Source organism: Rhizomicrobium palustre (assembly GCF_011761565.1).
GTDB lineage: Bacteria > Pseudomonadota > Alphaproteobacteria > Micropepsales > Micropepsaceae > Rhizomicrobium > Rhizomicrobium palustre.
The window spans coordinates 165,141-179,215 of sequence record NZ_JAASRM010000001.1 but is presented as its reverse complement, the minus strand read 5'-3'; the positions used below and the strand labels follow the sequence as shown (position 1 = coordinate 179,215).

The window sequence follows — 14,075 nt, the reverse complement described above, 5'->3', positions numbered from 1 at the left end:
GTTTACTCCCGCTCTGGACCTTTGAAATGAAGCCTTCAACAACGCGACTTGCCGTGGGATTTGCGGCGTTATGTTTGGCAGCCGGGCAGCTTGCGAGTGCGAAAAGCACGCCCCCGCTAGCCTATGGCGATACCCAGGTGATCGCAGCAGGTGATTCCGATGCCGTCATCGCGGAAAAGGCCGCCAAGGTATTGCCGCGGGAAAACCAGAAGGCTTGGATGCGGCTGGAGAACACGTTCTTCCTGCATTTTGGGCCGAACACCTTCCGTGGCCTGGAGTGGGGCGACGGCCGCGAAGACCCCGCCATCTTCAATCCGACGGCGCTCGATGCCGAACAGTGGGTACGCTCGATGAAAGAGGCGGGCGGGCGGATGATCATTCTGGTCGCCAAGCATCATGATGGCCTGAATTTGTGGCCGACACGTTATTCCGAGCATTCGGTGGCGGCGAGTCCGTGGCGCGGCGGCAAGGGAAATCTGGTCCGTGAAGTCGCCGATGCGGCGCGCAAATATGGTCTCAAGCTCGGCATCTATCTCTCGCCTGCCGATCTATGGCAGCTCAAGACCAATCCCAAGAACCCTAATCCGTTATATGGCAATGGCAGCACCAAGCGCCCCTCGGTGATTCCGACCGACCCCGCGCGGTTCCAATCCGATCCCTCGCAGGGGCGTGCCGCGACACCGGGCTTCGCGCGCTATAGCTATACGGTCGACGATTACAACCGCTATTTCCTCAACCAGCTTTATGAGCTGCTCACCGAATATGGACCGGTCCAGGAAGTGTGGTTCGATGGCGCCAATCCGGATCCAAGCGTACAGGAAGCCTATGATTATACCGCATGGTACGATCTCATCCGCAAGCTTCAGCCTGGCGCTATCATTTTTGGGAAGGGCCCGGATGCACGCTGGGTTGGCAATGAAAGCGGCGTAGGGCGGAAGACGGAATGGAGCGTTATTCCTTTGCCGACTGCGCCGCAGAATTTCAATTGGCCCGATATGCAGGACGAGGATTTGGGCAGTCGGGCCAAGCTGGTGCCTGGATCGCATTTGTGGTGGTACCCGGCGGAGGTAAATACCTCCATCCTCTATGGCTGGTTCTGGCATCCGAAAAAGCGGGTCAAGACCGCATCGGATTTGATCGACTTCTATTACCAATCGGTTGGCCGCAACGGCAATTATCTGCTCAATCTGCCGCCGGATACGCGTGGGCTCATTCCCGAAAATCAACTCGCTTCTTTGCGGCTGATGGCACAGGTCATTCGCGAAACCTTCGCCAACAACCTTGCAGCCGGTGCGACGCTCTCTGCCGATACATCGGCCAAGGGACACGAACCTGGAAGCGCAATTGACGGAAATCTCGACAGCTGGTGGGCAGCCGCGCCGGGCCATAAACAGGTCACGCTCATCCTGACGCTCCCAAAGGCGAAAACATTTGATGTAGTTTCGCTGCAGGAAGCCGTGGATCATCGCGGGCAGCGGATCGAAGCCTTTGCCGTCGATATTTGGGATGGTTCCGCTTGGAAGCAGATGGACGCGCAGACCACCATCGGCCACAAGCGCCTGCTGCGTTGGAATGAGCCTGTGACGAGCGATCGGATACGCATTCGTATTACCAGCTCGCGGCTGGAACCCTCGCTGGCCGAGATCGGTCTCTTCAAGCAGGCCGAAATTGTGCAGCCGCCGGTCATATCCGAACGCAGCCTGGATGGTGTGGTCACGCTCAACAGTTCCAACGGCCTCAAGATCGTCTACACGACGGATGGATCGGTGCCGACGTTGCAATCGCCCGTCTATAGCGGCCCGCTTGCCTTGGAACAGGGTGGAACGGTGAGTGCTGCGTGTGTGGCGGAGGACGGCCGTCTTGGAATGCTCGCCTCCCGTCGCTTCGCGGGCTTCAGGCCAAAAGGGTGGAAGCTGGTTGGCAGCAGCCAGGATAATGCCGCTATCGACAGCAATTCGGCGACCGTGTGGCACGCAAAGAATGGAACCCTGCCGGCGTCCATGACAGTCGATATGGGGCGGGCGCTTCGGATTGGAGGCTTCTCCTATCTGCCGAGCAGTGATGCGTCTGGCGCCGTGGATAGCTATAGCCTCGAAACCAGCACCGACGGGCGAAACTGGACAACCGTTATTGCCAATGATCGCTTCGGTAATATTGCGAATGATCCGGCACTTCAGGAGGTCACGTTTGCGCCCGTTACGGCGCGCTACTTCCGTTTTACCGCGCTGAAGTTAGCTAAAGGCCAAGTTGCGGGCATTGCCGAAATCAGCGTTTTGCCGTCTGATCCGGCCAAATAAATTTTAGGGAGGTTTTGATGGTTCAGATCACGCGCCGCGATCTCGTCGCGACCGGTGTCGCCTTGTCGGCCCCGGCGCTGCTGGGAAGGCAAGCGCTCGCTGCCGCCAACGCGTCCATGCCCGCAGCAGCAGAAAACGCAATCGCGCCCCGTGAACAGCTTCTGTTCGATGTCGGCTGGAAATTCACTTTTGGTCACGGCAGCGATCCGGCGAAGGATCTCGGCTTCGGTATGGGGCAGGGCGATTTTGCCAAGACCGGCGAATTTTCTTTCGCAAAATTGGGGTTTGACGACTCCGCGTGGCGGCCGCTCGATTTGCCGCACGACTGGGCCGTGGAACTGCCCTTTGTCAAAGACGATACCGCAAAAGGCGACAGCCAGCTCAGATCCCATGGCTATAAGCCGCTTGGACGGCGCTATCCTGAGACCAGCGTCGGCTGGTATCGCCGCGAATTCGACATCGCGGCGGCAGAGCTTGGGCGCCGGATTGTGATCGCGTTCGATGGTGCTTTCCGCGACGTGCTCGTTTTCGTCAATGGCTGCTTCATCGGCCGCAACACCAATGGCTATGCGCCGTTCCAATTCGACCTCAGCGATTTTCTCGTGTATGGCGGCAAGAATGTTATCGCGATCCGGGTTGATGCGAGTTTCGGCGATGGCTGGTTTTACGAAGGCGCCGGTATTTATCGCCATGTTTGGTTGACTAAGAGCGATGCGGTTCATCTGGGCCGCTGGGAAAGCGTTGTACGGTCAACCTTGAACGGCGACACTGCCAGCCTTGCGCTGACCGCGATTGTGGAGAACCGCGAAGCCGTGGCCACGCGGGCGAAAGTGACATGGGTGATCCGCGATGCGGCGGGCACCACGGTCGCAACGGTGCAAAGCCCGGAGCAAGATGTCCCAGCGGATGGATTGGCGGAATTCTCGGCCTCGGCGCCAGTCCCCCATCCGCTTCTGTGGTCGCCGCAGACCCCTAATCTCTACACGGCAGCCGTAACGGTTTCGACTGGCGGCAAGCAGCGTGATGGGGAGATTGTTTCCTTCGGTATTCGCACGGCGGAGTTTGATGCGAATAAGGGCTTTCTGCTTAATGGCGAGGTGGTGAAAATCCAGGGCACCTGCAATCACCAAGATCACGCCGGTGTTGGCGCCGCCTTACCGGATGCGCTGCAAAACTTCCGCCTGTCGGTGCTGCGCGAGATGGGCTGCAATGCCGTGCGCACTTCGCACAATATGCCTGCGCCAGAATGGGTGGAGGCCTGTGACCACTCGGGTGTCATGATGATGTGCGAAACGCGGCTGATGAATTCGAACCCGGAAGGCATGGCCCAACTTGAGGCCATGATCAAGCGCTACCGCAATGCGCCGTCGATCATCATCTGGTCCATAGGCAATGAAGAGTGGCTGCTGCAGGATAAAATGGCCGAGCAGGGCGAGAAGATCGCCGCCACGATGGTGCGCCGCTGCCATGAGTTGGACCCGACCCGGCAGGTGACCACCGCTGTGAATGGGGATAACGAGAAAGGCGTGTCTGAGGCGGTCGATGTGATCGGGTTCAACTACAACGAAGAGAAATGGCCCGACAAATTCCACGCCAGCCATCCCAAGCGCCCCGTGGTGGGCTCGGAGACCTCGAGCGCACTTTCCACGCGCGGCGAGTACATTACCGATCCAAAGCGCAATACCGTGAACAGCTATGACGGCGCGGCCGATTGGGGAAAGACGCCTGAAGCCTGGTGGAATTTCTACGGCACGCGCGACTGGCTGGCTGGGGGATTTGCCTGGACCGGCTTCGATTATCGTGGTGAGCCGACGCCTTATGGCTGGCCTTCCATCAGCTCGCAATTCGGCATCGTCGATATGTGCGGATTTCCGAAGGACTACTTCTACTATTACAAAGCGTGGTGGCGGAAGGAGCCGTCCTTGCACCTCTTCCCGCACTGGAATTGGCAAGGCAAGGAAGGCCAAGATGTTGCCGTCTGGGTCTATACCAACCTTGAGTCCGTCGAGCTTTTCCTGAATGGCAGAAGCCTTGGGCGCCAGAACGTGCCGCATCTCGGGCATGTTCAGTGGAAGGTGGCGTATCAGCCGGGCGTTATCGAGGCGCGCGGGTATAAAGGCGACACCATCGTGCTGGTGGAAAAGCGTGAAACCAGTGGAGGCGCAGCGCGGCTTCGTCTCTCCACGGATCGCAAAGAGATCAATGCAGACGGCGAAGATGTGGTGCTGGTCAGGGTTGAGGCCTTCGACAGTCATGGCCGTCCGGTGCCGACGGCGGGCAACAAGCTAGCCTTCCGGGTTTCAGGTTCGGGCAGGTTGATCGGTGTCGGCAATGGCGACCCCAACTGCCTGGAAAGCGACAAGGACCCGAGGCGTTCGCTCTTCAACGGCTTGGCGCAGATTATCGTCCAGGCCACAAATCAGCCGGGTATCATCCACATCGCGGCGGCTTCAGAAGACGGAACACTAACGCCAGCTGCCATTTCGGTTCGGGTGAAACCGGCCAAGCGGCGTCTGGCAGTGCGTTGATACTGAAAATTTGGCACCGCCTTACATGGCACCACTCCGCTAGTTTCTTTCTGGCATGACGAGAAGTTGGACGATGAGAAAAGAACTAGCCAAGTGGCGTTCATTGGGCCGCGCCGCTGCGGCGGCAGCACTTCTGGGATGGGCTGTGTTTCCAGCCTTCGCACAATCGGCTGCGGGCCATCCCGATTGGCCGGGCAAGGGACAGCTCTTTGTCGGCACCTGCTATCAACCGATTGAGCGCACGCCGGAGCAGATAAAATCCGACATCGCCATCATGAAGAAGGCGGGTTTCACGGTCGTGCGGATGGGCGATCTGTCCTGGGATTCCTTCGAACCGGCAGACGGAAGTTATAGTTTCGCATGGTTCGACGCGATCATGGATCAGATGCAAGCTGCTGGCATCAAGGTGATCCTGGATATTCCTGGGTTGCCGGCCCCGTTGTGGCTGCATCAGAAATATCCTGGCGTGAACATCATCAATCAGGAAGGCGCCACGCTTTATCCTTCCGACCGGTATATGCAGGACATCTCGGACCCCGATTACCGGCGCAAGGCGAAGGAACTCGCCGAACATCTACTCAAACGTTACGCGCATCACCCCGCGCTTTTTGCGATCGGCTACGATAACGAAATCGGCAATAGCTATATGTCCTGGTCGCCTGCGACACGGGCCCGCTTCGTGGAATGGCTGAAGAAGAAATATGGCACCCTAGAAGCGCTGAATGCCGCTTGGCTGAGCCAGAACTGGTCGCGGCGCGTATCCAGCTGGGATCAGGTAGCGCTTCCTTACAAGAACGATCCGGGCGGTCCGCCGGAGCGTTATCTCGACCTGCATAAGTTCTGGTCGGATCAGATCATTGCAACGCTGGAAGATCTTGAAGCGGTGCGTCAGAAGAATGCGCCGGATAAACCCGCGCTTTCCAACCTGTGGGATACGAGCCCGCGCAAGGGCTTCGACTATCTTTCGAGCTATCGCAAATACGTCTCATACGGTGCGTGGGGTTTCTATCCCGGTACGCCGGTGAGCTCTGCGTTTGACGTGCGCCGCATGAAGGCCGGCCTCGATACGCCGCTATGGTTTAACGAGTTCACCGTCATGGGAGATGGAGCGCGCTACGGCACGCGCGGTCGCAGCCGGATGTGGGCCTACATGGGGTTGATCGACGGAAGCCAGGCATTGCTGGCCTGGACCTTCAACACCCATCGGGGCGGCGAAGAGCAGGCGCTGTTTGGTCTTCTGGATCATGATGGGACGTCGCTTTGGAAAATGGACGAGTTCACCCAGATCGCCACCGAATTCAAGAAACTCCAATCTCTCGGTTTTCCCCGGATGGAAAAGGCCGATGTGGCGATCGCATATTCCTTTGACAGCGCGGTAGCCTCTGCGCCGCCCTATGGCAGTATGGTGAAGGACTACATCAAGCTTCCCTATGCGGAGCAGGCTCAAGCAGCTTTTGCGCCATTCTATAACGACAACATCGATGCGGATGTGATTGGCCTCGGGCATGAGGATTTGTCCGCTTACAAGGTGGTTGTTGTGCCCGCCGATTACATCATGGACGAGGCGAGCGCCGCTGCGCTGCGCGCTTATGTGAAGAGCGGCGGGACTGTCGTGATGACCAGCTATTCCGCCAAGGCGGACGAGCATTCGAGATGGTTTGAGACGCCGCTGCCCGGACGGTTGAGCGATGTCTTCGGCCTGCACACAAGTGTTTTCGAACGCGCCGACAAGCGGCTTGAAATGATGTTCGAGGGTAAGATTGTTCCGCTGACGGACAATTACTACGAAATCCTGCATCTCGATACGGCGAAGCCGCTGGCTTGGCTGGCCAACATGCCTGATAAGCCGGTCGCGATCACGGTCAATACCTATGGCAAAGGTCAGGCGATCTATGTCGCGACGGCCTCTCAGGAAGCGGTCATGGGGCCGCTTCTGCATTCCCTATACGCCAAGCTCGGGATCAAGCGCGGGCCGGAGACGCCCGTCGGGGTCTATGCGCGCGTAGTCGATGGTCGTACGCTTTATGTCAATACGACCACCGAGGCGAAGGATATTCTGATCGACAGCCCTCAGAATGGCATCCTGACGGGTGCGAAATATCGCAAAGCCATCCATCTTGAAGGATATGGCGTGGATCTGGTCGAACCGGTTTTAAAGAACTCTCGCTAATCTCTGGACGATGCCAGGACGTAATCGGCAAAAGATTTAGCGGGTATATACAGCGGGTTCTGCCATTGCCGGTCTCCCGGCCATGGCAGCTATCGAGTTCAAAGCTTGTAATAGGTTTCCCATTCCTTGCGTGGCTGGGTGCCTGCAAGCAGGGCCGCGGCCTTTGCATTGCCGATAACTTGCTTGTTCGCTGGCATGCGAGCCGCCTTTGAAGATCAGCCCTTCGCCATAAATGACCTTGCCCGCTCAACGAGACGGCGCAACGAGATGAGAAGATTGTTGGTGGTTTTTGCGGAAGCCGTTTTGGCTTTCTTGGCGATCAAAGCGGCAACGGCGTATCAGTTTAAGTGAGCGGCTGCCGTAGCACGCACAGGTCGAGTCTCAGACAGGCCCTAAAATGTGCGCTGCATCGAGGCGCGACCTCAAATCGAAAGCCCGTTAAGCAGGTATCGTCACCCGTGCGACTAAGCCGCCTTGCAGATGGTTTTCCAGAGTGACGGTCCCACCGAAGGTCCGGGCCTGGGCTCGGGCGATGGTCAGGCCGATGCCGGTGCCGCCGGTGGTTCGGGACCGGCTGGTCTCTCCGCGCACGAAGGGCTTGAACAGCGTCTCCAGCGCATCTGGAGGCACGCCGGGACCATGATCGCGCACTGTGATAACGAACTGCCCTTCCTCGCGGAAGCAGCGCAGTTCGGCATCGCCGCCGTATTTCACGGCGTTGTCGATCAGGTTGCCGAGGCATCTCAGCAAGGCGTTGGGTTTGACCCGTACGCTGGCTCCGCAGCCATCGGCGAAAGTCACCCGATCGCCGAACTCGCTGGCGTCCTCGGCCACGCTTTGCAGCAGAGGGTCGAGGTAAACAGTCGACGGGTCCTCTTCGCTTTCGGTGCTGCGCGCCAGATCAAGACCTTCGCGTACCAATTTCTGGGTGGCCGCCAGGTCGGAGATTAGGCGTTCGCGTAGAGCTTCATCCTCGACCTGCTCGAGCCGCAGCCGCAGGCGGGTGAGGGGTGTCTGAAGGTCGTGGCTAATGGCGGCCAGCAACTGGGTGCGCTCGCGGAAGCCCTCACGGATGCGGCTCTGCATCAGATTGAAGGTCGATAGGGCCGCGCGTACCTCCTCTGGGCCATGTTCCGGCAGAGGTTCTGGGTCGGAAGAGAGCGAGAAGGACTGAGCGGCGCGTGATAGGTGGGCGATTGGCGCGGCGGCTAAGCGCGCGGCGAGCAGGGCAAGGACAGCCCCGGCTGCGACGATGATCAATAGGAAAATAGGGGACAAGGCGGCGCTTCGGGGAAGCGTTAGCGACGGAAGGTCGATGGCCAAAGCGCGCCGCACGCCGTTAGGGTCGGTGAATGTCACGATCCAGCATTGGGGGCGCAGTGCGCCGTTGAGGCCCGCTGCTACGGCTCCTGAAGCATTTTGCTCTTTGTCCCAGCACGCCTCAACCGGCGCTTGGCCAGCGGTAGGGTGGAAACTTGCACCGAGGCGTTTGGCGAGCAGGGCTGTCAGAGCTTGATCGGTTGCGGTCGGCCTAGCGCCGGCCGGCGATGCATGCGCGCCAATGATGCGGCCTTCGGCGAGCATCATCTGGGTCTCGACCGGGGCGCGCTGAAAGCGGCTGATAATGTCTTCGGTGCTCGCGACCACGCGTTCCAACGTTATGCGGGCAAAATCCTGCCTGCGGGCATGGTCCGCCGCCAGAAGCGAAATGATCACAGCGGTGACCATGCCGAGGGCGATCAGGAGAAAGATGCGCGCCGCCAATGTGTCGTGACGGCGGCGAAACTGCTCGCCAATATTCTTCATTCCGCGTCAACCGAAGCAGCGAGCAGATAGCCTTGGCTGCGCACCGTCAGAATAAGGTCCTCGCCGCCGGGCGCCAAGGCGAGCTTCTGGCGCAGTCGGCTGATCTGCAAATCGATGGAGCGGTCATAGGCGACTGTCTGCCGGCGTTCAGGCAGCAGTTCCTCGCGGGAGAGAACCGTATTGGGCGACTCGACAAAGCGGTCGAGGAGCCGGTACTCGCTGGATGACAGCATCACAATACCCTCGTCGGGTCCGATGAGGCGGCGATTTAGGCGATTGAGCCGCCAGGGGCCGAACTTCACTGTGTTAGCCACCCGCTTGGCGGTCTCGGGCGCCTGCATGCGGCGCAACAGGTTGCGAATGCGGGCCAGCAGTTCGCGCGGCTCGAAGGGCTTGGTCAGGTAGTCGTCAGCACCCAGCTCCAGGCCCAGCACGCGATCAATGGCGCTGTCGCGGGCCGTGACCATGATCACCGCGGCTGCAAAACCGTCGGCGCGCAGTTCGCGGCAGACAGCCAGGCCATCGCCGTCGGGCAGGTTGAGATCGAGCACAACGAGATCGACCGGCCGATCCTGGAGAGCGGCGCGCATCTCGGCGATATCGCCTGCGCCGGTCGCGTCGAAGGTCGCTTGCTTCAGCTGGCGTACGATCATCTCGCGGATGTCGGCGTCATCGTCGACGACCAGAATGGAAGCGGGGAGCGCAGTTTTCATAACCGGGAACATTAGCATTCAAGGGCGCCGCCGTCTTCCCTGAAGGCCTTGCCCCTACAGACCGATACAAACCGCTACACACCGAAAGACGGCGATGCGGGGCGTAACGAAACGCTGCGATCGGACACCAACTGGTCCTACCGCAGCGGCCATATCCTGGCCATTTATTCTCTTGCGATGGGCCTCGGCCAATCGTCGAGGAGATCGAGACGACCATGTGGCCCATTAACTTTATTGCTTCCAAGCGCACGTCGCTGCTCGGCCTTGTGCTCTCGGCCCCCCTGGTCTTGACCCTCGCCGGATGTGGCAAGTCTGCGCCTCCCGGGCCGCCGACCGCAGAGGTCGGCTTTGTCGTGCTGAAGACGGAGCCGGTGTCGCTGACCGCGGAACTGGTGGGGCGAACGAACGCCTATCGGACGTCGGAGGTCCGGCCGCAAGTCTCCGGCATCATCAAGGAGAGGCTGTTCGAGGAGGGGGCTTTGGTGCAGGCAGGTCAGCCGCTCTACCAGATCGACCCTTCGCTGATGCGGGCCGCGCGAGACCAGGCGCAGGGCTCACTTGCCAGTGCTCAGGCCAGCCTCGCCACGGCTCAGGCCAAGGCGCGCCGCTATCGCGCGCTGCGTGAAAGCGATGCGATCAGCCGTCAGGATGCCGACGACGCCTTGGCCGCCGAGCGGCAGGCGCAGGCCTCGGTGACGCAGGCTCAGGCAAGCTTGCGCACCGCCGAGATCAACCTGGCATACACCCGGATCACCGCTCCGATCAGCGGTCGCATCGGCCGTTCGACCGTCACCCAGGGCGCACTGGTCACCGCCAGCCAGACCAGCGCGCTGGCCACCATCCAGCAACTGGATCCGATCTTCGTCGACATTACCCAGTCGAGCAGCAAGATGCTGGAGTTACGCCAATCTCTCGCATCTGGCGGGGTTTTACCGGCCAGCACCCAGGTGCGGCTGAAGCTCGAGAACGGCACGGACTATCCGCTGGCCGGTGTGGTGCAGTTCGCCGAGCAGACGGTCGACGAGGCGACCGGAACGGTGACGATCCGTGCCCGCTTCCCCAATCCCGACGGCGTGCTTCTCCCGGGCATGTTCGTGCGGGCAATCATGCCTGAGGCTGTTGTGCCCAAGGCGATCCTCGCGCCCCAACAGGGCATCACCCGCGACGCCAAGGGCGCGGCGACCGCGCTCGTGCTTAGTGCCGACAACAAGGTGGTGCTGAAGACAGTCACTGCCGAACGCGCCGTCGGTGATCGGTGGTTGATTACCTCTGGCCTGGCGGCCGGTGACCGGTTGATCGTCGAAGGGGTATCTAAGGCCCAGCCCGGCGCGGTTGTGAAGGCGACGGTCGTGTCGCTGTCGACGGGGCGCTGATCGCATGTTCAGCCGCTTCTTCATCACCCGCCCGATCTTCGCCTGGGTGCTGGCCATCGTCGTCATGCTGACGGGCGTCGCCTCGATCCTATCGCTGCCGGTCGCGCAGTACCCGAATATTGCGCCGCCGGAAGTGCGTATCAGCGCGACATATCCTGGCGCCTCTGCCGAAACCCTGCAGACCAGCGTCACCCAGATCATCGAGCAGCAGCTCACCGGGCTAGACGGCCTGATATATTTTTCGTCGAGCAGCAGCGCCGACGGCTCGGCCACCATCACCGTGACGTTCGAGAAGGGCACGGACCCGGACACGGCTCAAGTACAGGTGCAGAACAAGGTGCAGCAGGCGATGACGCGCTTGCCGCAGGCAGTGCAGTCGCAGGGCGTCACGGTCACCAAGTCGCAGAGCGACTTCCTGATGATCTTGGCGCTGTACGACACGACCGACAAGGCGACCGTGACCGATATCGCCGACTTCCTTGTCAACCATTTCCAGGACGATCTGGCCCGTGTGGACGGGGTCGGTCAAAGCCAGGTGTTCGGCTCGCAATACGCCATGCGCCTGTGGCTCGACCCAATGAAGCTGGCGGCCGTAGGCCTGATGCCCTCGGATGTCTCCGCGGCAGTGCGGGCTCAGAACGCCGAGGTTTCGGCCGGGCAGCTGGGCGAGAATCCCTCGGTGAAGGGCCAGCGGCTCAACGCTACGGTAACGACCAAGTCACGCCTGCAGACGCCCGAGCAGTTCCGCAACATTATCCTGAAGACCACGACGGACGGCGCCATCGTGCGGTTGTCGGACGTGGCGCGCGTTGAACTTGGCAACGACTCCTACGCCTCGACGGCGCGGTTGAATCGCCACCCGGCTTCGGGCATTGCCCTGCAGTTGGCGCCGGGCGCCGACGCTCTAAAGACCGCTGAAGCGGTGAAGGCGCGAGTGGCAGAGCTGTCGAAGGACCTGCCGGCTGGCTACGCGATCGCCTACCCGCGCGACACCACCGACTTCATCAAGCTTTCAGTCGAAGAAGTGGTGAAGACTCTGATCGAGGCTATCGTCCTCGTTGTCTTGGTCATGTTCGTCTTCCTGCAGAGCTGGCGCGCAACCCTCGTGCCGGCAATCGCCGTGCCCGTGGTGCTGCTGGGCACCTTCGGGGTCCTGGCTCTGTTCAACTACTCGATCAACACCCTCACGCTCTTCGGCATGGTTCTGTCCATCGGCCTGTTGGTCGACGACGCCATCGTCGTGGTCGAGAATGTCGAGCGGATCATGGCCGAGGAGGGGCTCTCGGCCCGCGAGGCGACTATCAAGTCAATGGGTGAGATTAGCGGCGCCCTGCTCGGCATCGGCGTGGTGCTGAGCGCTGTGCTCCTGCCCATGGCGTTCTTCGGCGGCTCGACCGGAGTGATCTATCGCCAATTCTCGGTCACCATTGTCGCCTCCATGACCCTTTCGGTGCTGGTCGCCCTGATACTGACGCCGGCGCTCTGCGCCACTCTGCTAAAGCCCGGCGCGCATCACGACAGCGGCAAGGGCGTGCTGGGCCGGTTCAATCGCTTCGTCGACGACGCCACCCGCCGCTATGTCGGCACCGTCGAATCCGTGGTGGCGCGCCGACTGATCCATCTCGGGGTCTTCGCGGCAATCATGGCCCTGTTGGCGGTACTGTTCGTGCGGCTTCCGACTGGCTTCCTGCCGGTGGAAGATCAGGGAGAGGCTATCGTTCAGTACACCTTGCCGGCCGGGGCGACCTCCGAGCGGACCGCCGCCGTCGCCCGCCGGATCGAGAACCATTTCCTTGGCACCGAGGCCAAGAACGTCGCGGCCATGATGAGCATCGAGGGCTTCGGCTTCTCCGGTTCAGGTCAAAATGCGGGCATGGCCTTTCTCAGTTTGGCCCCATGGGATGATCGCAAAGGTTCGGCCAACGAGGCAGGCATGATCGCCCGCCGGGCCACCATGAGCTTATCTGCCATTCGAGACGCCATGGTCTTCGCCTTGACCCCTCCTGCCATCTCCGGCCTCGGCCAGAGCGATGGCTTCACCATGGAGCTGCTCAACACCGGCGGCCTGAGCAGCGAGAAGTTCTTGCAAGCCCGCGATGCCCTGATCGCGGCCGCCAACAAAGACCCCAAGCTGTCATCTGTTCGCGCCTCGGCACTGGAAGACACACCGCAGCTCCACGTCGAACTTGATGAAGCGAAGCTGGCGGTGCTCGGCCTCTCGGAGTCCGACGTCACCACCACCCTCAGTTCAGCCTGGGGTGGGACCTACATTAATGACTTCGTCGATCGCGGCCGGGTGAAAAAGGTCTATATGCAGGTCGACGCGCAATACCGCGCCCTGCCCAGCGACCTCGACACTCTGTTCGTGCGCGGCTCAAACGGCACAATGACACCATTCTCCGCCTTCGCTACCGCGACCTGGACAAAAGGCCCGACCTCTCTCAGCCGGTTCAACGGTGTTTCGTCCTATGAAATCCAAGGTTCGGCGGCGGCAGGGCAAAGCTCCGGCGCGGCCATGCAGCGGATGAGCGAACTCCAGAAGGAGGTTGCGCCGGGCACCAGTGTCGCCTGGAGCGGCTTGTCGTATCAGGAGCAATTGAGCAGCGGGCGCGCGCCCCTGCTGTACGCTGTGTCTGTGCTGGTCGTCTTCCTGGCGCTGGCCGCGCTCTACGAGAGCTGGTCGATCCCGCTCGCGGTGCTGATGGTCATCCCTCTGGGGGTGATCGGGGCGGTGCTGGCGGTGACCGTGCGCGGCCTCGAAAACAACATCTACTTCCAGGTCGGTTTGCTTGTGACTGTGGGTTTGGCAGCGAAAAACGCCATCCTGATCGTCGAATTCGCAGAAGCGGCGCACCGGGAGGGCAAAGACCTGCTGGCGTCCGCGCTTGAGGCCGCGCGTGTGCGGCTCCGGCCGATCATCATGACCTCGCTGGCCTTCGTCGCTGGTGTCATTCCGCTGGCGATCGCCACAGGGGCGGGCGCTCAGAGTCGTATCGCGCTCGGAACGGCGGTGGTCGGCGGCATGCTGACGGCGACGATCCTCGCGATCTTCTACGTGCCGATGTTCTTCGTCGTGGTCTCGCGGCTGTTCGCCCGCAAGAGCCGGAAAGAAGAAATGGATGGGGTGGGTATGTGATGCGCCATCCTCACCAAATTCTTCGACACTCATGCTGCCGGGTTCGACCTTT

7 protein-coding genes are annotated in these 14,075 nt (G+C 60.8%); 5 read left to right on the top strand and 2 right to left on the bottom strand.

All coding sequences use genetic code 11. The features are described 5' to 3' along the window. Positions 1-26: 26 nt before the first annotated feature. From FHS83_RS00710 to FHS83_RS00700, 3 genes are all read left to right on the top strand, one after another. The gene (locus FHS83_RS00710) at positions 27-2,297 is read left to right on the top strand and encodes an alpha-L-fucosidase (RefSeq protein WP_167079882.1); all 2,271 of its coding nucleotides are present in this window, start codon (positions 27-29) and stop codon (positions 2,295-2,297) included. A 17-nt stretch (positions 2,298-2,314) separates the two neighbouring features. Then, on the top strand, positions 2,315-4,825 hold the full coding sequence (galA, locus tag FHS83_RS00705; protein ID WP_167079880.1) for a beta-galactosidase GalA: 2,511 nt from the start codon (positions 2,315-2,317) through the stop codon (positions 4,823-4,825). Positions 4,826-4,898: 73 nt separating this feature from the next. Continuing rightward, positions 4,899-6,995 carry a beta-galactosidase gene (locus tag FHS83_RS00700; protein WP_167079877.1) on the top strand — a complete coding sequence of 699 codons (2,097 nt, stop codon included), beginning with the start codon at positions 4,899-4,901 and terminating at the stop codon, positions 6,993-6,995. Positions 6,996-7,433: 438 nt separating this feature from the next. Here the strand turns inward: FHS83_RS00700 and FHS83_RS00695 are convergent, their stop codons facing one another. Continuing rightward, positions 7,434-8,801: an ATP-binding protein gene (locus FHS83_RS00695; RefSeq protein ID WP_167079875.1), complete on the bottom strand. Its 1,368-nt coding sequence runs from the start codon at positions 8,799-8,801 to the stop codon at positions 7,434-7,436. Beyond that, entirely contained in the window at positions 8,798-9,514 is a 717-nt protein-coding gene (locus FHS83_RS00690) for a response regulator transcription factor (protein WP_167079872.1), read from the bottom strand. The genes FHS83_RS00695 and FHS83_RS00690 overlap by 4 nt, the downstream gene beginning before the upstream one ends. Before the next feature lie 215 nt (positions 9,515-9,729). Here FHS83_RS00690 and FHS83_RS00685 point away from each other — a divergent pair, with 215 nt between their 5' ends. Both FHS83_RS00685 and FHS83_RS00680 read left to right on the top strand, forming a co-directional pair. Further along, positions 9,730-10,887 (top strand): efflux RND transporter periplasmic adaptor subunit, encoded by a 1,158-nt coding sequence (locus tag FHS83_RS00685; protein ID WP_167079870.1) that lies wholly within the window; start codon positions 9,730-9,732, stop codon positions 10,885-10,887. A 4-nt stretch (positions 10,888-10,891) separates the two neighbouring features. Continuing rightward, the gene (locus tag FHS83_RS00680) at positions 10,892-14,023 is read left to right on the top strand and encodes an efflux RND transporter permease subunit (protein WP_167079867.1); all 3,132 of its coding nucleotides are present in this window, start codon (positions 10,892-10,894) and stop codon (positions 14,021-14,023) included. Positions 14,024-14,075 lie beyond the last annotated feature (52 nt).